This window comes from Micromonospora sp. CNZ296 (assembly GCF_007827635.1).
Genome location: NZ_VISW01000006.1, coordinates 323,157 through 347,178 on the forward strand (window position 1 = coordinate 323,157; position 24,022 = coordinate 347,178).

Annotated in this window: 26 protein-coding genes; 22 read left to right on the top strand and 4 right to left on the bottom strand. The window is 74.0% G+C overall.

Translation table 11 applies throughout. The annotated features are described in order from the left end of the window. The first annotated feature begins 142 nt into the window (after positions 1–142). The 8 genes from FB455_RS13310 to FB455_RS13345 are packed head-to-tail and all read left to right on the top strand — an operon-like array spanning position 143 to position 7,833. The gene (locus FB455_RS13310; RefSeq protein WP_013286653.1) at positions 143–496 is read left to right on the top strand and encodes a TcmI family type II polyketide cyclase; all 354 of its coding nucleotides are present in this window, start codon (positions 143–145) and stop codon (positions 494–496) included. Further along, on the top strand, positions 493–2,214 hold the full coding sequence (locus FB455_RS13315; protein ID WP_013286652.1) for an acetyl-CoA carboxylase carboxyl transferase subunit: 1,722 nt from the start codon (positions 493–495) through the stop codon (positions 2,212–2,214). Before FB455_RS13310 ends, FB455_RS13315 begins: the two co-directional genes overlap by 4 nt. Continuing rightward, on the top strand, positions 2,214–2,699 hold the full coding sequence (accB, locus tag FB455_RS13320; protein WP_013286651.1) for an acetyl-CoA carboxylase biotin carboxyl carrier protein: 486 nt from the start codon (positions 2,214–2,216) through the stop codon (positions 2,697–2,699). The genes FB455_RS13315 and accB overlap by 1 nt, the downstream gene beginning before the upstream one ends. Next, the gene (locus tag FB455_RS13325; protein ID WP_013286650.1) at positions 2,699–4,213 is read left to right on the top strand and encodes an acetyl-CoA carboxylase biotin carboxylase subunit; all 1,515 of its coding nucleotides are present in this window, start codon (positions 2,699–2,701) and stop codon (positions 4,211–4,213) included. The genes accB and FB455_RS13325 overlap by 1 nt, the downstream gene beginning before the upstream one ends. Then, a complete protein-coding gene (locus FB455_RS13330) occupies positions 4,210–4,917 on the top strand; it encodes an SRPBCC family protein (protein WP_030268674.1) in 708 nt (235 codons plus the stop codon). Before FB455_RS13325 ends, FB455_RS13330 begins: the two co-directional genes overlap by 4 nt. Continuing rightward, the gene (locus FB455_RS13335) at positions 4,914–5,324 is read left to right on the top strand and encodes a cupin domain-containing protein (RefSeq protein WP_013286648.1); all 411 of its coding nucleotides are present in this window, start codon (positions 4,914–4,916) and stop codon (positions 5,322–5,324) included. The genes FB455_RS13330 and FB455_RS13335 overlap by 4 nt, the downstream gene beginning before the upstream one ends. Further along, entirely contained in the window at positions 5,321–6,589 is a 1,269-nt protein-coding gene (locus FB455_RS13340; RefSeq protein ID WP_013286647.1) for a beta-ketoacyl-[acyl-carrier-protein] synthase family protein, read from the top strand. The genes FB455_RS13335 and FB455_RS13340 overlap by 4 nt, the downstream gene beginning before the upstream one ends. After that, complete coding sequence (locus FB455_RS13345; protein WP_030268677.1) at positions 6,586–7,833, top strand: beta-ketoacyl synthase N-terminal-like domain-containing protein; 1,248 nt, start codon at positions 6,586–6,588, stop codon at positions 7,831–7,833. Before FB455_RS13340 ends, FB455_RS13345 begins: the two co-directional genes overlap by 4 nt. A gap of 10 nt (positions 7,834–7,843) precedes the next feature. On the opposite strand, the gene FB455_RS34755 is transcribed toward FB455_RS13345, so the two are convergent. The 4 genes from FB455_RS34755 to FB455_RS34760 form a co-directional block, all read right to left on the bottom strand. Further along, positions 7,844–7,972 carry a hypothetical protein gene (locus FB455_RS34755; protein ID WP_263643350.1) on the bottom strand — a complete coding sequence of 43 codons (129 nt, stop codon included), beginning with the start codon at positions 7,970–7,972 and terminating at the stop codon, positions 7,844–7,846. Positions 7,973–8,096: 124 nt separating this feature from the next. Beyond that, on the bottom strand, positions 8,097–8,753 hold the full coding sequence (locus FB455_RS13350; RefSeq protein WP_013286644.1) for a CatB-related O-acetyltransferase: 657 nt from the start codon (positions 8,751–8,753) through the stop codon (positions 8,097–8,099). A gap of 47 nt (positions 8,754–8,800) precedes the next feature. Further along, the gene (locus tag FB455_RS13355; protein WP_013286643.1) at positions 8,801–9,745 is read right to left on the bottom strand and encodes a sigma-70 family RNA polymerase sigma factor; all 945 of its coding nucleotides are present in this window, start codon (positions 9,743–9,745) and stop codon (positions 8,801–8,803) included. A gap of 48 nt (positions 9,746–9,793) precedes the next feature. Further along, positions 9,794–9,922 carry a hypothetical protein gene (locus FB455_RS34760; protein ID WP_013286642.1) on the bottom strand — a complete coding sequence of 43 codons (129 nt, stop codon included), beginning with the start codon at positions 9,920–9,922 and terminating at the stop codon, positions 9,794–9,796. A gap of 108 nt (positions 9,923–10,030) precedes the next feature. Here FB455_RS34760 and FB455_RS13360 point away from each other — a divergent pair, with 108 nt between their 5' ends. From FB455_RS13360 to FB455_RS13425, 14 genes are all read left to right on the top strand, one after another. Next, entirely contained in the window at positions 10,031–10,690 is a 660-nt protein-coding gene (locus tag FB455_RS13360) for a TetR/AcrR family transcriptional regulator (protein ID WP_145753546.1), read from the top strand. A gap of 219 nt (positions 10,691–10,909) precedes the next feature. Further along, a complete protein-coding gene (locus FB455_RS13365) occupies positions 10,910–12,307 on the top strand; it encodes a class I adenylate-forming enzyme family protein (protein WP_049794881.1) in 1,398 nt (465 codons plus the stop codon). 180 nt (positions 12,308–12,487) lie between these two features. After that, positions 12,488–12,751: an acyl carrier protein gene (locus FB455_RS13370; protein WP_013286639.1), complete on the top strand. Its 264-nt coding sequence runs from the start codon at positions 12,488–12,490 to the stop codon at positions 12,749–12,751. Then, positions 12,751–12,996: a hypothetical protein gene (locus FB455_RS13375; RefSeq protein WP_013286638.1), complete on the top strand. Its 246-nt coding sequence runs from the start codon at positions 12,751–12,753 to the stop codon at positions 12,994–12,996. The genes FB455_RS13370 and FB455_RS13375 overlap by 1 nt, the downstream gene beginning before the upstream one ends. Continuing rightward, positions 12,989–14,119 carry a beta-ketoacyl-[acyl-carrier-protein] synthase family protein gene (locus FB455_RS13380; RefSeq protein WP_013286637.1) on the top strand — a complete coding sequence of 377 codons (1,131 nt, stop codon included), beginning with the start codon at positions 12,989–12,991 and terminating at the stop codon, positions 14,117–14,119. Before FB455_RS13375 ends, FB455_RS13380 begins: the two co-directional genes overlap by 8 nt. A 113-nt stretch (positions 14,120–14,232) precedes the next feature. Then, entirely contained in the window at positions 14,233–14,733 is a 501-nt protein-coding gene (locus tag FB455_RS13385; RefSeq protein WP_013286636.1) for a beta-ketoacyl synthase chain length factor, read from the top strand. Further along, positions 14,730–16,349: a class I adenylate-forming enzyme family protein gene (locus tag FB455_RS13390; protein WP_013476569.1), complete on the top strand. Its 1,620-nt coding sequence runs from the start codon at positions 14,730–14,732 to the stop codon at positions 16,347–16,349. The genes FB455_RS13385 and FB455_RS13390 overlap by 4 nt, the downstream gene beginning before the upstream one ends. Continuing rightward, a complete protein-coding gene (locus tag FB455_RS13395) occupies positions 16,346–17,608 on the top strand; it encodes a beta-ketoacyl-[acyl-carrier-protein] synthase family protein (RefSeq protein ID WP_013286634.1) in 1,263 nt (420 codons plus the stop codon). Before FB455_RS13390 ends, FB455_RS13395 begins: the two co-directional genes overlap by 4 nt. A 60-nt stretch (positions 17,609–17,668) precedes the next feature. After that, the gene (hppD, locus tag FB455_RS13400) at positions 17,669–18,769 is read left to right on the top strand and encodes a 4-hydroxyphenylpyruvate dioxygenase (protein WP_030268682.1); all 1,101 of its coding nucleotides are present in this window, start codon (positions 17,669–17,671) and stop codon (positions 18,767–18,769) included. Beyond that, positions 18,766–19,689, top strand: coding sequence for a phytanoyl-CoA dioxygenase family protein (locus FB455_RS13405; RefSeq protein ID WP_047894434.1), 924 nt, complete (start codon positions 18,766–18,768; stop codon positions 19,687–19,689). Before hppD ends, FB455_RS13405 begins: the two co-directional genes overlap by 4 nt. A 2-nt stretch (positions 19,690–19,691) precedes the next feature. Then, positions 19,692–20,489, top strand: a complete 798-nt coding sequence (locus FB455_RS13410) for a DUF3050 domain-containing protein (RefSeq protein WP_013286631.1) — start codon at positions 19,692–19,694, stop codon at positions 20,487–20,489. Then, positions 20,486–21,457, top strand: a complete 972-nt coding sequence (locus tag FB455_RS13415; protein ID WP_030268687.1) for a thiamine pyrophosphate-dependent dehydrogenase E1 component subunit alpha — start codon at positions 20,486–20,488, stop codon at positions 21,455–21,457. The genes FB455_RS13410 and FB455_RS13415 overlap by 4 nt, the downstream gene beginning before the upstream one ends. Beyond that, on the top strand, positions 21,457–22,422 hold the full coding sequence (locus FB455_RS13420) for an alpha-ketoacid dehydrogenase subunit beta (protein ID WP_013476573.1): 966 nt from the start codon (positions 21,457–21,459) through the stop codon (positions 22,420–22,422). Before FB455_RS13415 ends, FB455_RS13420 begins: the two co-directional genes overlap by 1 nt. A 3-nt stretch (positions 22,423–22,425) precedes the next feature. Further along, the gene (locus FB455_RS13425; RefSeq protein WP_145753548.1) at positions 22,426–23,775 is read left to right on the top strand and encodes an ATP-grasp domain-containing protein; all 1,350 of its coding nucleotides are present in this window, start codon (positions 22,426–22,428) and stop codon (positions 23,773–23,775) included. Positions 23,776–24,022: the final 247 nt, after the last annotated feature.

Below are 24,022 nucleotides of genomic sequence, written 5' to 3' on the forward strand. Positions count from 1 at the left end.
ACAGCTTGCGTCAACGCAGCGTCACCATGTTTGTGGCGCGATGGGGCCCGGTTGACGCCCGGTAGACGCCGCCGGCGCGACCGTGTGGCAATCCGTGCGGCGCGACCGGTTCGCCGCGCACCGGGACGTGCAGGAGGCGCGAATGGACCGTTCGCTCATCGTCGCCAAGGTGGTGCCGACGGCCGAGGACCGGGTGGCCGAGATCTTCGCCGAGTCCGACGCGACCGAGCTGCCCGGCCTGGTCGGGGTCCGGCACCGCTCGCTGTACCGGCTGCACGACCTCTACGTCCATCTGCTGGAGACGGAGACGCCCGCGCAGGGCGCGGTCGAGGACAACCGTGGGCATCCGGAGTTCATCCGGATCAGCGAGCGGCTGCGGCCGTACATCTCGCCGTACCTGCCGACCTGGCGTTCGCCGCGCGACGCGATGGCGCACTGCTTCTACCGCTACGACGCGCCGGCCCACCGGTACGACACCGCCGGGCGGCCACAGTGACCACGACCGCCCCGCGCGACGAGCAGCTCTGGTCGAGGTGCGACGGATGCGCGTCGCTGCTCTACCGCAAGCGGCTGCGCCGCAACCTGGACGTCTGCCCGGAGTGCGGGTCACACGCCCGGCTGGACGCGCCGGACCGGGTGGCGCAGCTGGCCGACCCGGACTCGTTCGTCCCGCTGCCGGACCGGGCGGTACGCGTCGACCCGATCGAGTTCGTCGACGAGCTGCCGTACCCGCACCGGCTCGGCGCGGCCCGCGCGGCGACCGGCCTGGACGAGGCGGTGCTGTGCGGCACCGCCCGGCTCGGCGGGCACCCGGTCGCGCTGGCGGTGATGGACTTCCGCTTCCTCGGCGGCAGCCTCGGCTGCGCGGTCGGTGAGCTGATCACCCGGACCGCCGAGCGGGCGCTCGCCGACGGCATCCCGCTGGTGCTGGTGACCGCGTCCGGCGGCGCGCGGATGCAGGAGGGCGCGCTGTCGCTGATGCAGATGGCCACCGTCAGCCAGGCGCTCGCGGGGATGCGGGAGGCGGGCCTGCTCACTGTCAGCGTGGTCACCGACCCCACGTACGGCGGGGTGGCCGCCTCCTTCGCCACCAACACCGACCTGGTGCTGGCCGAGAGCGGCGCCCGGCTGGGCTTCGCCGGGCCCCGGGTGATCCGCCAGGTCACCGGCGCCACGCTGCCGGAGGGCTTCCAGACCGCCGAGTACCTCCTACGGCACGGTCAGGTGGACATGGTGGTGCCCCGGCACGCGTTGCGGGGCCGGCTCGCGGCGCTGCTCGCCGCCGCCGAGGCGGGCCGCCGGGCGCCGGAGAACCCGCCCGCGCCGCGCCCGCCGGTCACCGCGCCGACCGCGACCCCGCGGCCCGACCGCGACCCCTGGGAGACGGTACGCACGGCGCGGCACCCGGGTCGTCCGACCACACTGGACTACCTGGAAACGGCGTTCGACGGGTTCGTGGAGCTGCACGGCGACCGGCTCGGCGCCGACTGCCCGGCTGTCGTCGGCGGCATCGCCCGCCTGGACGGCCGCCCGGTGATGGTGATCGGTCACCAGAAGGGGCACACCACCGCCGAGCTGGTGACCCGCAACTTCGGCATGGCCAGCCCGGCCGGGCACCGCAAGGCGCTGCGGCTGATGCGCCTCGCGGCGCGGCTGCGGCTGCCGGTGGTGACGCTCGTGGACACGCCCGGCGCGGACCCGGGGGTGAGCGCCGAGCAGCAGGGTCAGGCGGCGGCGATCGCGGAGAACATCCTCGCGCTCACCGTGCTGCCCACGCCGGTGGTGGCGGTGGTCACCGGGGAGGGCGGCAGCGGCGGCGCGCTCGCGCTCGCGGTCGCCGACCGGGTGCTCATGCTGGAGCACGCCGTCTACTCGGTGATCAGCCCGGAGGGCTGCGCCGCGATCCTCTGGCCGGACAGCTCGGCCGCCCCGCAGGCGGCCCGCGCGCTGCGGCTCACCGGCGCCGACCTGTGCCGCCTCGGCGTGGTCGACGAGCTGGTGCCGGAGCCGCGCCCGGCCGCGCACGCCGACCCGGGCGGCGCGGCCGAGCTGCTGCGCCGGGCGGTCGCGGCGAACCTCGCGCCGCTGCTCACCGTCCCCCCGGCCACGCTGGTCCGCCGCCGCCGGCAACGGTTCCGCCGCTTCGGCGCGGCCCGATCGGCAGCCGGCCCGTTCCCGGCCTCGCCGTCGGGTGACCGGGCGGAGGTGGCGTGATGGCCGACGCCGAGTCCGAGCAGGTGCTCGACGGGCTGCGCCGGCAGGCCCGCAAGCTCGTCGCCGACCTGGCCGGGCCGGTGCGCCGGGTGCGGCTGCGCAGCGGCGAGTCGGTGCTGGAGGTCGAGTGGCACGACCCGGCACCCCCGGCGCCGCGCGCCGCCGAACCGGCCGGGGCGTTCCCCGCGCGGGCCGCCGAACCGGCCGCGCGAGCCGCGCCGGCGACCGACCGGCCGGCCGTGCGCTCGCCCGTGGTCGGCACGTTCTACCGCGCCCCCGAACCCGGGGCGATGCCGTTCGTCGCGGTCGGCGACATGGTCCGCCCGGGCCAGGTGGTCGGCATCGTCGAGGCCATGAAGCTGATGAACGAGGTGACCGCCGGCCAGGCCGGACGGGTGGTCGAGGTGCTGGTCGACGACGGCAAGCCCGTCGAGTACGACCAGCCGCTGATCGCCCTGGAACCGGTCACCGGACAGGACTCCTGATGTTCGACAAGGTGCTGATCGCCAACCGGGGCGAGATCGCGCTGCGGGTGCTGCGCGCCTGCCGGGAACTCGGCGTGCGCACGGTGGTGGTGCACTCCAGCGCCGACGCCGACTCGCTGCCGGTGCGGCTCGCCGACGAGGCGGTACGGATCGGCCCGGCGGCCAGCCGCCGCAGCTACCTCAACGCGGCCGCGATCGTGGAGGCCGCCCGGCAGACCGGCGCGCAGGCGGTCCACCCCGGCTACGGCTTCCTGTCCGAGGACGCCGACTTCGCCGAGATCTGCGCCGAGAACGGCCTGGTCTTCGTCGGCCCGCCGCCGCAGGTGATGGCCGCGCTCGCGGACAAGTCGACGGCCCGCGCGCTGATGAGCGCAGCCGGGCTGCCGCTGCCGCCGGGCAGCGTCCGGACGCTGCCCACCGTCGGCGAGGCGCAGGAGGTGGCCGCCGAGGTGGGCTACCCGGTGATCGTGAAGGCCGCCGCGGGCGGTGGCGGGCGCGGCATGACAGTGGTGCGCTCGGCCGCCGAGCTGCCCCGCGCGTACGCCCGGACCCGCGCCGCCGCCCAGGTCGCGTTCGGCGACGACCGGGTGTACGTCGAGCGGTACCTCGCCGACGCCCGCCACGTCGAGGTGCAGGTGCTCTGCGACGGCCACGGCAACGGCGTGCACCTGGGCACCCGGGACTGCTCGGTGCAGCGCCGGCACCAGAAGCTGATCGAGGAGGCGCCCGCGCCCGCGCTGCGGCAGGCCACCCTGGACACCGTCGCCGAGGTGGCGCTGCGCGGCGCGCTGTCGGTCGGCTTCACCGGCGCCGGCACCGTGGAGTTCCTGGTCGACGAGGCCGAACGCTGCCACTTCCTGGAGATCAACTGCCGGATCCAGGTGGAACACCCGGTCACCGAGATGATCACCGGCATCGACCTGGTGCAGGAACAGCTGCACGTGGCCTTCGGCACCCCGCTGCGGCTGCGCCAGTCCGACGTACGCCTGGACGGTGTGGCGATCGAGTGCCGGGTCAACGTGGAGGACCCGGACCGCGACTTCGCGCCCGCACCGGGCCGGCTGGAGCGGTTCCGGCCGCCGGGCGGCCCGTTCACCCGGGTCGACACCCACGGGCACGTCGGTTACCTGGTCAGCCCGCACTACGACTCGCTGCTGGCGAAGGTGGCGGTGTGGGCGCCGGACCGGGACGCCGCGCTGGACCGGCTCGACCGGGCGCTGGCCGAGTTCGACGTGGCCGGTCCCGGTGTGCGTACCACGATCCCGTTCGCCCGCCGGGTGCTGCGCGACCCCGCGTTCCGCGCCGCCCGGCACACCACCGCCCTGGTGGAACGCCTGCTCGCCCCGCCCGCCGACGACGCGCCGCCCACCGACGCCCCGCCCGCCGACGCCGCGGCCGAGGCGTCCCCGGCGCGGGCCGTCGTGCCCGACCCGCGCGGCGCGGCCGAGCCGGGCGGCCGTACCCCCGTCAGCGCCGTGCCCGCCGCCGGCCCGACCACCTGGAGGAACCGATGACCGTCGCCCCCGACCGCCCGCTCGCCCGCGAGATCACCGACATCCTGGTCACGCACTGCGGCCTGGACCCGGACGCCGCCGCCGGCGCGCCCGCCGCGAGCCTGGAGGAACTGGGCATGGACTCCCTGGCGCTGCTCGAACTGTCGGCGGTGGTGGCCGACAGGTGGCGGGTGAAGATCCCCGAACAGGCCGGGCAGCTCAGCATCGCCGGCGTCGCCGACCTGGTGGCCCGCAAGGCGGACCCGCCCGGGCACACCGAGAACGCCGTGGAGATCGCCGCGCCGCTGCCGCTGGTCTGGGAGATCACCAACGACGTGGCCGGGTGGCCGGACCTGTTCACCGAGTACGCCACCGCGGAGATCCTGCACCGCGACGGCGACACCGTGCGCTTCCGGCTCACCATGCACCCGGACGAGAACGGCGTGTCGTGGAGCTGGGTCAGCGAACGCACCGCCGACCCGGCCACCCGCGAGGTGCACGCCCGGCGCGTCGAGACCGGCCCGTTCGAGTACATGCGCATCCACTGGCGCTACGACGAGACGCCCGCCGGCACCCGGATGACCTGGACCCAGGACTTCGCGATGAAGCCGGACGCACCGGTCGACAACGCCGCCATGACCAACCGGATCAACACCAACAGCACGATCCAGCTCGCCGTGATCAAGGAGAAGATCGAGCGGGCACACGCGGGAGGCGCGCGATGACCGACACCACCACCGCCCGGGTCTCCGTCCACGACGTACCGGCCGACCGCCGCCGCGGCGGGGAACTGCGGGTGCTGCTCGGCCCGAAGACGGTCGGCAGCACCTCCGGATTCATGGGCGTCGCCACGCTCGCGCCGGGGGAGCGGATCGCCGAGCACTACCACCCGTACAGCGAGGAGTTCCTCTACGTCGCCCGCGGCGCGATCACCGTCGACCTGGACGACACGCCGGTGCCGGTGGCCGCCGGGGAGGCGCTCTACGTACCGAAGGACGTGCGGCACCGGCTGCGCAACACCGGCGACGAGCCCGCCGAGGTGGTGTTCCACCTCGGACCGCTCGCCCCGCGCCCGGAACTCGGCCACGTCGACACCGAGAGCGCGGCACCGCCGCCACGGGAGCCGTCGTGACCGGCCGGCGCACAGTGGTCACCGGCATCGGCGTCGTCGCACCCGGCGGCGCCACCCGGGACCGCTTCTGGAAGACGATCACCGAGGGGCGCACCGCGACGCGGCGGATCAGCTTCTTCGACCCGTCGCCGTTCCGGTCGCAGATCGCCGCCGAGTGCGACTTCGACCCGGACGCCGCCGGGATCACGCTCGCCGAACGGCAGCGTGCCGACCGGTACGTGCAGTTCGCGCTCGCCTGCTCCGCCGAGGCGCTCGCGGACAGCGGCCTCACCCTCACCGACGCGCAGCGCGAACGCGCCGGGGTGGTGCTCGGCACCGCCGTCGGCGGGACCATGGCGCTGGAGCAGGAGTACGTGCGGGTCAGCGACTCCGGCCGGCACTGGCTGGTCGACCACGCGCTCGGTGGGCCGTACCTCTACCAGGCGCTGGTACCCAGCAGCCTGGCCGCCGACGTGGCCTGCCGGCACGGCCTGCACGGCCCGGCGCAGGTGATCTCCACCGGCTGCACCTCCGGCATCGACGCCATCGGGTACGCCCACCAGCTCGTCGCCGACGGCGAGGCCGACGTGGTGCTCGCCGGCGCCGCCGACTCGCCGATCTCCCCGGTCACCGTCGCCTCGTTCGACGCGATCGGCGCGACCAGCCCGGACAACGACGACCCGGAGCACGCCTCCCGGCCGTTCGACGCCGACCGGCACGGGTTCGTCCTCGCCGAGGGCGCGGCGGTGCTGGTGCTGGAGGAGGCCGAGCACGCCCGCCGCCGGGGCGCGCACGTCTACTGCGAGGTGGCCGGGTACGCCAGCCGCAGCAACGGCTTCCACATGACCGGGCTGCGCCCGGACGGCGCGGAGATGGCGGTGGCGATCAGCGACGCGCTGCGGCAGGCCCGGCTCGCCCCGACGGCCGTGTCGTACGTCAGCGCGCACGGCTCCGGCACCCGGCAGAACGACAGGCACGAGACTGCGGCGTTCAAACGGGCGCTGGGGGAGACGGCGTACCGGGTGCCGATCAGCTCGATCAAGTCGATGGTCGGCCACTCGCTCGGCGCCATCGGCTCGATCGAGATGGCCGCCTGCGCGCTCGCCATCGAGTACGGCGTGGTGCCGCCGACGGCGAACTGGACCACCCGCGACCCGGAGTGCGACCTGGACTACGTGCCGAACGAGGCCCGGGAGGTGCCGGTGGACGTGGCGTTGTCGGTGGGCAGCGGATTCGGCGGATTCCAGTCCGCGATGGTGTTCCGCCGGCTCGCGGTGGCACCGTGACCGCGCGGGCCGTGGTGACGGGCATCGGCGTGGTCGCGCCCAGCGGCGTCGGCGCCGAGGCGCACTGGAACACAGTGCTCGCCGGCACCCGGCGCGCCGGGCCGATCACGCTGTTCGACCCGGAGCGCTACCCGACCCGGGTGGCCGGGGAGGTGGCCGGCTTCGACCCGGCCGGGTTCAGCGACACCCGGCAGCGGGTGCAGACCGACAGGTGGACCCACCTGGGCTTCGCCGCCACCGGGCTGGCGCTCGCCGACGCCGGGCTGCCCGAGGTGTCGCCCGACCCGTACCAGTGGGCGGTCACGCTCGCCAGCTCGTCGGGCGGCAACCTGTTCGGGCAGCGGGAACTGCAACGGCTCTGGGGCGGGCCGAGCCGCACCGTCGGGGCGTACCAGTCGATCGCCTGGTTCTACGCCGCGAGCGTCGGGCAGCTGTCGATCCGCCACCAGTTCAAGGGGCCGTCCGGGGTGACCGTGTCCGAGTCGGCCGGCGGGCTGGACAGCCTGGCGCACGCGGTGCGCACCATCCGCCGGGGCACCCCCGTGGTGATCGCCGGGGCGACCGAGTGCCCGCTGAGCCCGTACGCGCTGGCCTGCCAGCTCCGCTCCGGCCTGCTCAGCGACGTGTCCGACCCGGAGCGGGCGTACCGGCCGTTCGACGTCGCGGCGAGCGGGTACGTGCCGGCCGAGGGCGGCGCCGTCTTCGTGGTGGAGGAACTGGGCCACGCGCTGGCCCGGGGCGCCCGCGTCTACGGGGAGATCACCGGCTGGGCCGCCACCCACGACGCCGCGCCCACCGACCCGGCCACCGGCCCCGACCCGGCCCACTACGCCCGCGCGATGCGCCTGGCGATGGAACGCGCCGGGGTACGCCCGCACGACGTGGACGTGATCTGGCCGGACGCGCTCGGGGTACCCGCGCACGACCGGGCCGAGGCGGCGGCGCTGCGTACCGTGTTCGGCGACCGGACCCCGCCGGTGACCACGCAGAAGCCGCTGACCGGCCGGGCGCACCAGGGCGGTTCCGCGCTGGACGCGGCCACCGCGCTGCTGGCGTTCCGGCGCGGGATGCTGCCCGCCTCGGCCGGCCCGGACGAGCCGGCGCCCGGCTGCGACCTGACGTTCCTGCGGCAGCCCCGCCCGCCCCGCAGCCGGATCGCGCTGGTCGGCGCGCGCGGCTTCGACGGGTTCAACAGCGCGCTGGTGCTGCGCGGCGCCGCGCCCCCACCGGCCGGGGAGGGCTGACGAAGCCCGGTCAGTCGCGTCCGTCGATGCGCTGCCGGAGGGAGCGGCCGGCCCGGAAGGCGCGCCGGGGGAGCCACACCCGCAACCCGACGAGAACCAGGATCAGCACGAGGGGCAGGACCAGGTATTGCCAGCGCATGACGCCTCCGCTCGTTCGGGGCGGACCGGTGGTGTCCACCGGGCACCTCCGTGCCCGGTGCCGGCGCCGGTGAATCCGTCCCTGCGGCCCGGCCGTCCGGGGTGCGCGTCGCCGGCCGGCGGTCTCACCCGGGCTGTTCCACGCCGTGCTCGGCGGCGATCCGGGCGATCTCGGCGGGTGTGCCGGCCATGATCGTGCGGGCGTGCGCGGTGACGAGGCCGGTGGGCCAGTCCCACCAGGCGGCGTGGCGGAGCCGCACGATGTCGGCGTCGTCGAAGCGTTGCCGGATCGGCCGGGCGGGATTGCCGCCGACGATCGTGTAGGGCGGCACGTCGGCGGTGACCACCGCGCCGGTTGCGATGACGGCGCCGTCGCCGATCCGCACGCCCGGCATGACCACGGATCCGAAGCCGAACCAGACGTCGTTCCCGACGACGGTGTCGCCGCGGCTCGGCATGGCGGTGACGATGTCGAGGGTCTGCTCGGCCCACTCGCCGCCGAACATGGTGAACGGGTACGTGGACACGCCCATGCCGGGATGGGCCGCGCCGGCCATCAGGAATCGGGTGCCGGAGGCGATCGCGCAGTACTTACCGATGACCAGCCGTTCCGGTCCATAGGCGTACAGGACGTTGCGGTGCTCGAAGCCGGTCGCGTCGTCAGGATCGTCGTAGTAGGTGTAGTCACCCACGACGATCTTCGGTGACGTCACCAGTGGTTTGAGGAACACCACGCGGTCGAAGGCGGGCAGCGGGTGGACGGTGCGGGGGTCGGGTGTCATCGGTCGGCCTCCTGGTGGGACGGTCGGTGTGCGGTCTTGACGCCGGCTCAGGCGTGCAGGTCGGCCAGGACGCGGGCGCGGGTGGGGTGGCGCAGCTTCCGCAGCGCCTGGCTCTCGATCTGGCGGACCCGCTCCCGGGTCAGCCCGATCCTCGTGCCGATCTCGTCGAGCGTGCTCGGCCGGTCGTCGTCGAGGCCGTACCGCTGGCAGATGACGGCCGCCTCGCGCTCCGACAGGGTGCCGAGCACCTCGTCCAGGTAGCGGCGCCGCCAGGAGGACACCACGACGCCGGCCGGGCCCGGTGCCTCGTCGGGGAGGAGGTCGCCCAGCTCGGTCGTGCCGGCAGCCCCGGCGACCGGCGTGTGCAGCGAGACCGGCTCGCGGTCGTGCCGCAGCAGCAGTTCCACCTTTTCGGCGGGCACCTCGACCCGGGCGGCGACCTCAGCGGGCGTCGGCTCCCGGTCGAGTTCGCCCGCGAGCGTGCGGCGGGTCCGGTTCACCCGGTTGAGCACCTCGACCAGGTGCGCCGGCAGGCGGATTGTGCGGCTCTGGTCGGTGAGGGCCCGGCCGATCGCCTGCTTGATCCACCAGGTCGCGTACGTCGAGAACTTCAGTCCACGCCGGTGGTCGAACTTCTCGACCGCCCGCATCAGGCCGATGGTGCCTTCCTGAATCAGGTCGAGCAGCGGCAGCCGGCCGGCGAGCGCGTACCGTTTCGCGACCGAGACAACCAGCCGGAGGTTGGCTTCGATCATGTGGTGCCGGGCGCGACGCCCGTCGGCGACGAGTCGCCGCAGCCGGTCCTGCTCGGCCGCGCCGACCCGGTCGCCGTCGTCGTCCAACCGCCGCTGCGCCAGGGCGCCGGCCTCGATTCGGGCGCCGAGGCGCGTCTCCTGCTCGGCGGTGAGCAGCGGCGTTCGTCCGATCGTCCGGAGGTAGGCGGCCACCGCGTCGGTGGTGTGGCCGGCGGCTGCAGGGGTGGTGGCGAGCATGAGGCGTGCTCCTTCCGGGACGGTGCGGGGCTCGGGACGGGCGGCGGGTCAGCGGCGGCCGGGGATCCGGCGGGGCTGGCGCCGGGGGGCGACCACGGGGACGTGCGGCCGGCGCGCCGGAGCGAGGTGCGGGCGGCGGGGCTTGCCGGCGGCGATGTCGCGGGTGTGGGCGGGCATGTCGGGCTCCCTTCCGTGCCGGCTGTTCGCCGGTACGACCTAAAGTTAGGCCCAACCTAAAAACATGTCAAGAACAATTTTTGGTTCGTACCAGGTATGGTGGGGGGCGTGACCGCGCAGAGCACCGGCCTCCGGGCCTTGAAGAAGCGCCAGACCAGGGAGAACATCTCGGGTCAGGCCACCCGCCTGTTCCTCGAACGTGGCTTCGACAACGTGACGATCGCCGAGGTGGCCGCCGCCGCGCAGGTGTCCAAGATGACCGTCACCAACTACTTCCCTCGGAAGGAGGATCTGGCGCTGGACATGCACGACGAGTTCGTGCGGCAGCTGGCCACCGTCGTCCGGGAGCGCGAGCCCGGCGAGTCGGCGCTGGCGGCGCTGCGCCGCGCCTACCTCGCGGCGGTGGCCGCCCACGACCCGGTCATCGGGTTCTCCGGTTCCGCGTTCGCCCGGATGATCGCCGCCAGTCCGGCGCTGGTGACCCGTCTGCGCGAGTTCCACGACGACCGGGAGAAGGCCCTGGCCGCCGCCCTGGCCGAGGAGACCGGGAGCCGCGAGGACGACATCCTGCCCCGGGTCGCCGCCGCGCAGCTGGCCGGCATCCATCGGCTGCTGTTCGAGGAGACCATGCGCCGCACCATCGCCGGGCAGGGCGACGACGACATCGCGCGGGCCGTCACCGGCTACGCGCACGTCGCCTTCGACGCCCTCGCACCCGCGCTCGCGGACTACGCCGTCCGCCCGGCAGGTGGGTGGGTGCCGGGTTGAGCTGGAGGACAGCATCCGGCGGCCGGCGGACTACCTTGCCGGCGTGGCCCCGATCCTGCCTGTCCGATCGAGCCTGAGCAATCCACCCAGCCGCTGTTTTGGATCTAGCCATTTGCATCTGGCGATGCAGAAGAGGGGCGTCGTAGGGTTCCGCCATACCCCGAACGACGTACCCGCTGGGCGGATCCGCCCAGTTCCTCAGTGGAACGGTGGCTGGTCGTGACTGCACATCCCGTGGCGGAAGATCCTGCCTCGACGACGGTGGACTGGGTGGACGACATCCTGTTCACCGGCCGCGACACCGACGTCTGCCTGCGCCTGCCCGAACCGGTCGACAAGGGCACGCTGCGCCGGCTCGTCGGCGAGGCGCAGGACCGGCTCGCCGGGGCCGGGCTGCGCGCCGGAGGCGCCGCCGCGCTGCGCCTGCCGCCCTCGCTGGCGTACGTGGCGCACCTGCTCGCCACCTGGCGTACCGGCGCCCAGGCGGTGCTGCTCGACCACCGGCTCACCGACCACGAGGTCGACCAGGCGCTGCGCCGGCTCGGCCCGCAGGTGGTGGTCGCCCCGGTACGAACCGGCGGCGGCGCGCTGCGGATCTTCGTCGACGTCACCGCGGGGGTCAGCGCGTACTCCGACCGCCCGGCGGGCAGCCCGCACGCGGTGATCCAGCTCAGCTCCGGCTCCACCGGACCGTCCAAGGTGATCGGCCGCACCGCCGCCGACCTGGTCGCCGAGGTGCACCGCTACACCCGCATCGACGGCGTCGCGCTGCCCGGCGAGCGGATCATCCTGCTCCCCAGCATGGTGCACGTGCTCGGCCTGGTCGGCGGCCTGCTCTACGGGCTGCACGCCGGCGTCGAGCTGTGCCCGCCGGAACGGCTCAGCGGCGACGCGATCCTCGCCGCCGTCGCCGCCCAGGACACCCCGGCCACTGTGCTCGGCGTCCCGTTCCACATCGGGCTGCTCGCCTCCACCACACCGGCCGGGCCGCTGCCCCAGCTCAAGCGCATGACCACAGGCGGCGAGCTGGTGCCCGCGGCCGTGGCGGACGCGTTCACCGGCCGCTACGGCGTCCCGCTGGGCAACATGTACGGGATGACCGAGGTCGGCGTCATCGGCACCGACCTGTACGGGCGGCACCGGCCCGCCATCGCGCCCGCCCCGGGCATCGAGGTACGCGAGCGCGACGGCGAGCTGTGGGTGAGCTGCCCGGCCAACCCGTACGTCGGACTGGCCGACCCGACCCGGTGGGCCGACGGCTGGCTGCACACCCGCGACGCCGGCGTGGTCGACCCGGACACGGGCCTGGTCACCATCAAGGGCCGGCTGGACTCGCAGGTGTCGGTGGGCGGCTTGAAGGTCGACCTGACCGAGGTGGAGGCCACGGTCGCCGGCCTGCCCGGCGTCGTCGCCGCGGTCGTGGTGTGGGACGACGGCATCACCGCGTACGTCCAGACCGACCGCTCTCTGACCGAGGACACGCTCGACAAGCTGATCGCCGAGCGGCTGGCCGGCTTCAAGCGTCCCCGCACGCTGCGCCTGCTCGACCAGATGCCCCGCACCACCACCGGAAAGCTGGTCCGGTCCGTCCCGGCGCTGCGGGATGCGGCGTCGTGACCGGCCCGCTGTACGAGCCGCACACCCGCCGGACGCCCACCGGACGTCCGGTCCACCCCGAATCCCGCCCCGGACCGGCCGGGCAACGCGCCACCCGCGCGCCCGACCCCGCCGGTTCACACGCACACGGTGTCCCGACCGGGCACCGTCAGCCGGTACACGGAGAAGAGGTCTGAACCCATGCGAGACGAGGTCCGCACCTTCGTCGTCGAACAGCTCGCCGACATGAACTACGACGTGGAGGAGCTCGACGACGACACCACGCTCGGCCCCTCCGGCGTCGACCTGGAGTCGCTGGCCCTGGCCGACCTGGCGGTCCGCGTCGAGGACCGCTACGCCGTGAAGTTCGCCGACGACGAGTCGGAGAAGCTGGCGCTGATGACGGTCGGCGAGTTCACCACGATGGTCGCCGACCGGGTGGCCGCGAACAGCGACAAGTCCTGATGTCCGGTCAGCCCGACCTGGGGCGAGCTGACCTGGTGAGCATGCTCGCCGAACTGACCGCGAAACCCGCCGACCAGGTGCCGGACCGGCTCGGCTCGATGGAGCTGGCCTGGCTGGTGCACATGGTCGAGCAGCGCTACGACCGCCGGCTGGACCTGAGCGACGACGAACTCGCCGGCATCCGCACCGTCGACGACGCGCTCGCGGTGTTCCGTGGCTCTCTCACCGCTCCCGCAGATGGCTGAGCGGGAGACCGTACGGATCACCGGCACCTACGCGCTCAGCGCCCTCGGCAGGGGCGCCGACGCGCTGCTGGCCGGAGTGCTCACCGGCACCCCGGCGTTCGCGCCGGTGCGCCGTTTCGACACCACCGGCCGCCGGGTGACGGTGGCGGCCACCCTGCCGGACGTCGGCACGCTCGCCGGCGAGCTGACCGACGCGATCGACACCGCCGCCCGGGCCGCCGGACTGGACCGGGCCGGGCGGGCGGAGTCGGCGCTGTTCCTGGCCACCCACGGCGGGCCGTACTCGCTGCCCGTACCGCAGGGGTGGGACGAGCCGACGGTGCCGGCGCTCGCCGGTCACCTGGCCGCACGGTGCGGCCTCGGCGGGCGTACCCGGATCTACACCACCGCGTGCGTGTCGGCGAGCAGCGCGGTCGCCGACGCGGCGGCGCTGATCCGCCGGGGCCACCTGGAGCGGGTCGTGGTCGCGGCCGGTTACCTGGTCGAACCGGACCAGTACGCGCTCTTCGACGCCGGCCGGGCGCTCGCCGCCGACGGCGCGGTACGCCCGTTCAGCGCCGGGCGCAAGGGCCTGCTGCTGGGCGACGGGGTGGCCGCCGTGGTGCTGGAGTCGGCGGGCGCCGCCGCCCGGCGGGGCGCCGAGACGCTGGCGAGCGTGGCCGGGTGGGGCCGGGCGGGGGACGCGTACCACGCGTGCCAGCCGCACCCGGACGGGCTCGGGCTGGCCCGGGCGGTCGAGGCGGCGCTGCGCCGGGGCGGGCTGCCCCCGGACGCGATCGGTTACGTCAACGCCAACGCCACCGGCACCCCGTTCAGCGACGCCTCCGAGGCGGCGGCGCTGACCCGGGTGTTCGGCGAGGACGCCGGGCGGCTGCCGGTCAGCTCCACCAAGTCGGTGCACGGGCACGCGCTGGAGGCGTCCGGGTTGCTGGAACTGCTGGTCACCGTGCTGGCCCTGCGGCACGGCAAGCTGCCGGTCACCGCCGGCTGGCTCGGCCCCGACCCGCAGTGCCCGCTGGACGTCATCCGCGACGCCCCGCGCCCCGCGCGCACCGAACACGCCCTGACCCTCAACGCCGCCTTCGGCGGCGCCGACACGGCCCTCCTGGTGAGCACCTCATGACCGCCCCCGCCCCCCACCCCGACCTCCCGCGATCTTGCACTCACGGCCCCGGCGAACCGGGCACAACGCCCGCGCCCGGGGCACCAACCGCAAGATCGCGCGACGGGGGGGTCGTGGTGCTCGCGGAGGCGCGGTGGCCCGAGGACGGGGACGGGGGCGCGGGGCCGGCCGGGGTGCCGGGGTTCGTGCACTCGCCGTTCGCGCCGCTGGTGGCCGCGGTGGCGCAGCGCTGCCTCGCGCGGCGGTACGGCGCCGGGCCGCTGCCGCCGGGCAACCGGACGGCTGTGGTGCTGGTCAGCGCCGGTGGGGACACCGCCGGGGCGGCGCACGTACGCGCCACTGTGGCCGCGGGCGGGCGGATCGGGCCGCTGTTCTTCTTCCAGTCGGTGCCGAACAGCGTGGCCGGGCACGTCGCGGCGCGCTGGGGACTGGACGGGCCGGTGGTGTGCCTGAGCCCCACCGGCGACGCGCGGGCCGAGGGGGAGGCCGAGGCGGACCTGCTGCTGTACGACGGCGACGCCGCACAGGCGTTGCTGATCCTGATCGAACTGGCACCGGACGGTACGCCGGGCGAGGCGACCGCGGTGCTGCTGGGGGAGGGAACACGTCAATGAGGACGAAGGGACTACGCGGCGCGCTCGCGGCCGACGCCGAGCTGGGCGCGGGCAACGTGCTCGCCCGGGTGCTGGCCCACGGCGCCGACCCGGACGGGCCGGGGCTCACGTTCGACACCGAGATCGACGGCCACCCGGCCGAGACCCCGCTGACCCTGGGCCGGCTCGACCGGATGGTCGCCGCCCGGGCGGCGTGGCTGCACGAACGCGGGGTGAAACCCCGCGACCCGGTCGCGGTCTGGGCCGGCACCGCCGCCGACATGGTGCTGTCGTTCCTGGCGCTGACCCGCCTCGGCGCCATCCCGGCGCTGATGAACGGCAGGCTGCGTCCCGAGATCGCCGCCGAGTACATCCGCCGGCTGCGCGCCGCCGGGGTGCTCGCCGACGCCGCGCACGCCGAGGCGCTGGCCGGGCACGACCTGGGCGCGCCGATGCTCGGCGAGCCCGCGCAGGCCGGCACCGGCGACCCCGACACGGCACCCGCACACTACCGGCACCACCCGGACGACCCGATCGTGATCACCCACACCTCCGGCACCACCGGTGTGCCGAAGGCGGTGCTGCACTCGCACGCCAGCCTGTTCGCCGCCACCCGCCACCTGCTGTCCATGCCGCAGGCACAGGGCACCACACGCATCCTCAACGCGCTGCCGGCCCCGCACACCGCCACAGTGCTCATGGTCAACCAGGCGCTCGGCAACCGGGCGGAGATGTTCCTGCTCTCCGACCAGGGCGGTGAGCGGGTGCTGGACGCGATCCAGCGGTGGCGCCCGGACGGCGTGTTCGGCTTCTCGGTCACCTGGGCCGAGCTGGCCCGCTTCGACCTGTCCGGCTACGACCTGGACTCGGTGCGGCTGTGGTTCAACACCGGCGACTGCTCGCACGAGCCGCACGTACGGCGGCTGGTCGCTGTCGGCTCCCGCGACGTGGTGACGCGTGGCGGCGTGACCCGGGTACCCGGGTCGGTGTTCATCGACGGGCTCGGCTCCAGCGAGATGGGCCACTCGATGTTCCACATCACCCACACCACCGACACCGACCGGTACGGCCGCTGCGTGGGCCGCCCGTACCGGTTCGCCAAGGTCGCCGTGCTCGACGCCGACGGCAACGAGCTGCCGCCCGGGCAGGTCGGCTGGCTCGGCATCGACTCGCCGTCGCTGTTCCGCGGCTACTGGAACGACTCGGTCACCACGTACCGGTTCCGGCTGCGCGGCTGGTACCTCACCGGCGACCTGGTGTACGCCGACGAGGACGGCCGCTACTACCACCTGGACCGGGCGGTCGACTCGGTCGAGGCAGGCGACGGGAAGCGGTTCTTCACCGCGCTGTCCGAGGAACGCATCCTCGCCGCCTGCCCCGACGTCACCGATTGCACTGTGGTGATCGTCAAGGCGGACGACGGCACAGTCACCACCGACGTGCTGCTGGAGCTGGCCGCCGGCGCCGACCCGGAGGCGGACCGCACCGAGCGCATCCGTACCGCGCTCGGCCCGGACGTGGCAGCCACGCTGCGCCGGATCGTCCCGGTACGCGCCGACGACATCCCGGTCACCGTGACCGGCAAGGTCCGCAAGGTGGCGCTGCGCGAGCGCTACCTGACCGAGGCGCCGTCGTGACCGCCGTCATCACCGGCATGGGCCTGTTCACCCCGGCCGGGCGCGGCGTGGCGGACACGTTCGACGCGCTGATCACCGGCCGGTCCGGGCTGCGCCGCCCGCCCGAGGGACACCCGGCGGCGGGCAGCCTGGAGGTGGCCGGGGTGCTGCCGGACATCGACCCGCGCAGCGTCGCCTCCGGACCGGAGACGAAGGTGCTCGACCGGGTGGTGCTGCTCGCCCTGATCACCGCCGCCGAGGCGCTCGCCGACGCCGGCATCGAGGTGGGCCGCGACGTCGACCCGGAGCGCATCGCGGTGATCGTCGGCGGCGTCGGCGGCATGTCCACGCTGGAGGGCCAGGTGCTGGCGCGGGCCGCCCGGGGCCGGGCGGCGGTCAGCCCGTACCTGCTCACCGGCATCCTGCCGAACATGCCATCGGCGCGGATCGCCATCGCGCACGGCATCCGCGGCTACAGCTCGTCGGTCGGCACGGCCTGTGCCTCCGGTGCCCAGGCCGTCGCCGACGGGGTACGCCTCATCCGCTCCGGCGAGGCCGACGTGGTGGTGTGCGGGGCGAGCGAGGCGCCGCTGTTCGGCACGTTCGCCGACACGTTCGGCAACGCCCGGGCGCTGGCCCGGGGCTGGGACGAACCGACCGAGGCGAGCCGCCCGTTCGACAAGCGGCGCAACGGTTTCGTGCTGGCCGAGGGCGCGGCGCTGCTGGTGCTGGAGCGCGCCGGGCACGCCGACGGCCGGGGTGTGCGCGGCTACGCCGAGGTCGCCGGTTTCGGGGCGAACACCGACGCGTACCACCCGACCGCGCCGCGGCCGGACGGCGCCGGAGCGGCGGCGTGCATGCGCCGCGCGCTGGCGGCCGGCGGGGTCGGGCCCGCCGACGTCGGGTACGTCAACGCGCACGGCACCGGCACCAAGCTCGGTGACATCGCCGAGACGACCGCGCTGGCCGAGGTGTTCGGCACCGGCGGCGTGCCGGTCAGCTCCACCAAGGCGCTCACCGGGCACCTGCTCGGCGCGTCAGGGGTGCTGGAGGCCGCGGCCACCGCGCTGGCGCTCGACAGTGGCCTGCTGCCACCCACCTACCACCTGGACGACCCGGACCCGGAGTGCGAGGCGGACCACGTCCGCGCCGTGCCCCGGCCCACCCGGGCCGGCCACGCGCTGACGAACTCGTTCGGGTTCGGCGGCCAGAACGTCAGTCTGCTCCTGCGCCGGCTCTCCGGGCCGGCCCGCCGGGCCGCCACCCCGGCCGCGGGCTGACCGGACTCCAGTCCCGGGCGTCCGTCCGGGTCGCGATCACGGGGGGAACAGGGGAAGCCCATGACCATCAACGGGATAGATCATCTCGAACTGTACGTGGGGGACGCCCGGCAGGCGGCCTTCTACTTCGACAACGCGGTCGGTTTCCGGCTGTGCGGGCAGGGCGGTCCGGAGACCGGGCTGGACGGGCAGCGCTCCCTGCTGCTGGCCCAGGCCGGCATCCGGCTGCTGCTGACCACCGGACTGTCCGCCGAGCACCCGGCGGCCACGTACGTGCACCGGCACGGCGACGGCATCGCCGTGGTGGCGCTCGCCGTGGACGACGCCGCCGGGGCGTACGCCGAGCTGGTGGACCGCGGCGCGACGGCGCTGAGCCCGCCGCGCACCTTCACCGGCGCGGACGCCGAGGTGGTGGTGGCCGAGGTCGGCGGCTTCGGCGACGTGGTACACCGCCTCGTCGAACGGCGCGGCGACCCGGGTGTGTTCCTGCCCGGCGCGATCGAGCCGGTGACCGCGCCCGACGGCACGGACACGCTGCTCGCCGAGGTGGACCACCTGGCGATCTGCGTGCCGCCGGGGCAGCTCGACGAGACCGTCGCGCACTACGAGAAGGTGTTCGGCTTCGCCGACATCTTCACCGAGCACATCGAGGTCGCCGGCCAGGCGATGAACTCCAAGGTGGTGCAGAGCCCGTCCGGGACTGTCACCTTCGTGCTGCTGGAGCCGGACACCGGCGCCCGGCCGGGGCAGATCGAGGACTTCCTGCGCTGGCATGCCGGGGCCGGGGTGCAGCACCTGGGCCTGCGCACCGACGACATCGTCACCGCCGTGGGCGCGCTCGCCGGGCGCGGGGTGCGGTTCGCCAGCACGCCCGGCGCCTACTACGACGGGCTGGAGCAGCGGGTCGGCCGGCTGGACGCGCCGGTGGACCGGCTGCGCGAGCTGAGCATCCTGGTCGACTCCGACCACGACGGGCAACTGCTGCAGATCTTCACCGAGTCGATGCACGTGCGCCGCACGCTCTTCCTCGAACTCATCGAGCGGCGCGGGGCGCGCACCTTCGGCAGCGGCAACATCAAGGCGCTCTACGAAGCGAAGGAACGCGAGCTGGCCGCGGCGGGGGCGACCCCCGGCGTCGCGGCCGGAAGGGCTGGGGCATGACCACCATCGATCCCGGGCTGACCGCCGAGGAGGAGGCGCTGCTTCCCTCCGACGAGGACGTCCGGCACTACGCCGAGCACGGCTGGTACCTGTCGAAGAAGCTGCTCACCGACGACGAGGTGGACGAACTCGTCGCCGCCACCGACAGCTACTACGCCGGGGACCGTGACCGCCGCCTGCCGGTACGCCCGCCGAAGCTGGCCTACTGGGAGCCCTCCAAGGGTGACGTGCAGCGGCACAACGACTACGTCCACCACGAGCACGACGGCATCGCCCGCATCCTGCGCAAGCCGCTGATCGGTGCGGTCGCCGCCCGGCTGGCCCGCGCCGCCGAGATCCGGATCTTCCAGTCCACGCTGATCTGGAAGCCGCCGATCGCCGGCGAGCCGTCGAACATCGTGCCCTGGCACTTCGACAAGCACTACTGGGCGTCCTCGTCGTCGGAGAACATGCTCACCGCGTTCATCCCGTTCCACGACTGCGGTGAGGAGATGGGCACCATCACCATGGTCGACGGCTCCCACCGCTGGCGGGAGATCGGCGCCGACGACACGGTGGTCCGGCACTTCGCCGACCGGGACCGCGACCAGCTCGAGGTGATGCTCGCCGAGAACGCGGCGTACAACGGCGCGCAGATCCGCAAGATCCCCATGGTGATCCCCAAGGGACACATGAGTTTCCACCACTGCCGCACCTACCACGGCAGCGGTGCGAACGTCAGCGGCCGGCCCCGCCGGGCCGTCTCGCTGCACCTGCAGGACGGCGACAACGCCTGGCGGGAGTATCCGCTCTCCGACGGCACCCTCGCCGCGTACAACCACGACGTGCTGGTCCGCCGCACCCACGAGGGCCGGCCGGACTACGCGGACCCCGATTACTGCCCGGTCATCTGGCGCGACCGCGCCCAGCAGGGAGGCTGACAATGTCACGGTACGACTGGGGTAAGACGCACCCGGGCATCGAGCGGCTGGAGCGGGCGGTGACCGAGCGCCGCGACGTGGTGGTCAAGCACCCCCTCTACGCCAACCTCGACACCCACGACGCGCTCGTCACGTTCATGGAGCACCACGTCTTCGCCGTCTGGGACTTCATGTCCCTGCTGAAGTCGTTGCAGCGGCAGCTCACCTGCGTCACGGTGCCGTGGATCCCGACCGGCCCGACCGGCAGCCGCCGCCTCATCAACGACATCGTCATGGTCGAGGAGAGCGACGAGCTGGGCGACGGCTACATCAGCCACTTCGAGCTGTACGTGCAGGGCATGACCGAGGCCGGCGCCGACACCACAGCCGTGAACAAGCTCGTCGACCTGCTGCGCGACGGCACCCCGGTCACCGAGGCACTCGGCGCCGCCGGCGTCCCCGCGGCGTCCGCCGCGTTCGCCGGCACCACCTGGCGCATCATCGAGACCACCCCTGTGCACTGCCAGGCCGCGGCGTTCGCGTTCGGCCGCGAGGACCTCATCCCCGAGATGTTCACCCAGGTCGTCGCCGTCAACGAGCGCAGCAACCGGCTCAACAAGTTCGTCGACTACCTGGAGCGGCACATCGAGGTCGACGGCGAGCAGCACACCCCGATGGCCATGCAGATGCTGGCCGACCTGTGCGGCGACGACGACACCAAGTGGCAGGAGTGCGCCGACACGGTGAACGCCGCGCTCGCCGCCCGCGCCCGCCTCTGGGACGACATCCTCGCCGCCGTCAAGGAGGGCCGTCCGGCGTGACCGGCTCCGACCCGCTCCGGCTCTACCGGACGGTCCGGCTGATCCGCCGCTTCGAGGAACGCGCGATCGAGCTGGTCCGCGCCGGGGAGATCGTCGGCGGCATCCACCCGTACCTCGGTCAGGAGGGGATCGCCGCCGGCGTCTGCGCGGCGCTGGACCGCGAGGACCTGGTCACCGGCACCCACCGCGGGCACGGGCACGTGCTCGCCAAGGGTGCCGACCCGGCCCGGATGCTGGCCGAACTGTGCGGCCGGGTCACCGGGCTCAACCGGGGCCGGGGCGGGTCGATGCACGCCGCCGACTTCGGCGTCGGCGTCCTCGGCGCCAACGCCATCGTCGGGGCCGCCGGGGCGATCCTCACCGGAGCGGTGTGGGAGCGGCGGCGGCGTGGCGCCGACATCGTCGGCGCCACCTTCTTCGGCGACGGCGCGGTCAACGAGGGCATGCTCCTGGAGGCGTTCAACCTGGCCGCGCTCTGGCGGATACCGGTGCTGTTCGTCTGCGAGAACAACGGCTACGCCACCACCATGCCGGTCGACGGCGCGGTCGCCGGCACCATCGCCGGGCGGGCCGCCGCCTTCGGCATGCCGGCGGCCACCGTCGACGGGCAGGACCCCGAGGCGGTACGCGAGGTCACCGCCGCCGCCGTCGCGCGGATGCGCGCCGGCGGCGGACCCGAGCTGGTCGAGGCCCGCACCTACCGCTTCGACGCCCACCACACCTTCGAACATCAGGTACGCCTCGACTACCGGCCGCCGGAGGAGGTGGCCGAGGGCCGGTCCCGCGATCCGGTGGACATCGCCGGAGCACGGCTCGACCCGGCGGTGCGGGCCGAGGTGGACGCCGCCGTCGAGGCGGAACTGGACGCTGCCGTCGACTTCGCGCTCGCCGGGCCGCACCCCGACCCGGCGACCGCCCTGGACCACCTGTACGCCAGCGGGCTCACCGCCCGGACCGGAGGTGGCTGATGCCCCGGCTCTCCTACCGCAGGGCGCTCACCCGGGCGCTCGCCGACGAGATGACCCGCGACGATTCGGTCGTGGTGCTCGGCGAGGACATCCGGGTGGCCGCCGCGAACGTCACCACCGGCCTGCTGAAGAAGTTCGGCCCGGAACGGGTCCGCGACACCCCCCTGTCCGAGCAGGCGTTCACCAGCTTCGCCACCGGCGCGGCGCTGGCCGGGGCCCGCCCGGTGGTGGAGTTCCAGATCCCGTCGCTGTTGTTCCTGGTCTTCGAGCAGATCGTCAACCACGCGCACAAGTTCCCGCTCATGACCGGCGGCCAGTGCGCGGTGCCGGTCACCTACGTGGTGCCCGGCTCCGGCTCCCGCACCGGCTGGGCCGGGCAGCACTCCGACCACCCGTACGCGTTGTTCGCCCACGTCGGGGTGACCACAGTCGTACCGGCCACCCCGGCCGACGCGTACGGGCTGCTGGTCTCCGCGATCCGCTGCGACGACCCGGTGGTGGTCTTCGCCCCGGCGGGCGCCCTGGACCTGCGCGCCGACGTCACCGACCTGGTGCCCGTGCCGCTGGGCCGGGGGATCGTCCGCCGCGCCGGCACCGACGTGACAGTGGTGGCGGTCGGGCACCTGGTGCACGACGCGCTCGCCGTCGCCGAGGAACTCGCCGGCCAGGCGTCGGTGGAGGTCTTCGACCCCCGCACGCTCTACCCGTTCGACTGGGACGGGCTCGTCGAGTCGGTGAGCCGCACCGGGCGGCTGGTGGTCGTCGACGACGGCAACCGCTCCTGCGGCATCGCCGGGGAGATCATCGCCACGGTGGTCGAGCGGGTCCGGCTGGCCGCGCCACCCCGCCGGGTCACCCGCCCCGACGGCGCGGTGCTGCCCTTCGCGCCCGCCCTGGACCGGGCCGTGCAGCCCGGCCGCGACCAGCTCGCCGCCGCCATCCAACTGACCCTCAAGGACGGATGAACGATGGACCCGAACTACACGTGGCCGCCGCTCGGCCAGGCGTGGACCGACCTGCCCGAGTCCACCCGTACCGCGATGGTGACCACCGGCGCCGTGGCCTGGGAGAAGATCTTCCACGGCCGGGCCACGTACAACAAGCAGTGGCGGCTGGCCCGCCCGCCCGTGTTCACCGCCGACGCGTTCCGCGAGCTGAACGAGGTCTGCGACCGCATCGCCCAGCTCATCCTGGAGGCCTGCCGGCGCCGCGCCCGCACCGCCGGTGAGCTGCGCCTGCTGCTCGACGTGCCGGACGGCGAGACCCGGCTGCTCGACCCGGACGAGGAACTGCACGAGGGGCTGCTCGCCGCGTACCGGCCGGACGTGCTGTTCTCCGGCGGCGTGCCGTGCATCGTCGAGTACAACATCGACAGCAGCCTCGGCGGCGGCTTCGACGCCGACACCGTGATCCAGCGGTACGCCGAGCTGTACCGTACCCATGACCTGCTCGACGGCGCCCGGCCCGCGCCGTCCCTGCTGGACCAGCGGTTCGTGGCCATCCGGGACACACTCGGCCTGCCCGACGGCGCCCGGGTGGCGCTGCTGATGGACTTCGACGCCGACTACCCGGGGCTGGACGACCCGGAGACGTTCATCCGGATCCTGTCCCCGCTGATCGACCAGGCCCGCCCGTTCGGCATCGACCTGGTCATCGCCCCGGTCGCCACCGCCACCCTGGACGGGCAGAACCGGCTGGTCGTCGGCGGCGCCCCGGTGGACGCCCTGTTCCGGCTGTTCGTGCCCAACCGGGTCACCCCCAGCGCCGGGCTGGACGCGGTGGCCGGCGCGCTCGCCGCCGGCACGCTGCCGATGTTCGTCAGCAGCGCCGCCTGGCTGCTCAGCAACAAGCTGAACTACGCCTGGCTCTGGGACGACCTGGAGCTGCTGCCGGAGGACGACCGGACGCTGATCCGCCGGTACGTGCCGCACACCGTGGCGCTCACCGCCGACCAGCTCGACCGGGCGCTCGCCGAACAGGCCGACCTGGTCGCCAAGCCGGCCGGCGGATCAGCCGGGCACGGCGTGCTGATCGGCCGGGAGATGACAGCTGTGGCGTGGGCGGACGGGGTACGCGCTGCGATCGCGGAGGGCGGCAACATCCTTCAGCGCTACCACGAGGCGGACCGGGTGGCGATGGACTTCGTGCAGATCGAGACCGGTGAGACGGTCACCGCCGACGTCCCGTACAGCCTCGCCCCGTACCTGTTCGACCGCACAGGTTCAGGCGCGCTGGCGCGGGTGGGCTACCCGGGGTGCGACGAGGTCCTCAACCTGGCGAGAGGCGTCCTCCTGACCGGCATCCTGCTGACGGACTGACCCGCTCCATCCCCGTCCACCCCCGTCCACCCCCGTTCCCCCTCACTCCCAGCGTTGATCAAGGAGTTCGGGTCCTCACGGGGGCGCGTCAGCGACCCAAACTCCTTGGTCAACAAGGTGGATCCGGCCCGCAGGTCGGCGCTTGACCCTCGCCCCCTGACAGTGATGATGTGGGAGCGGGTCACCCGGCCGGTCTGACTCACCCTCTGACTGACCTTGGGTGTCTTCTAGGGGATTCGTCGGCTTG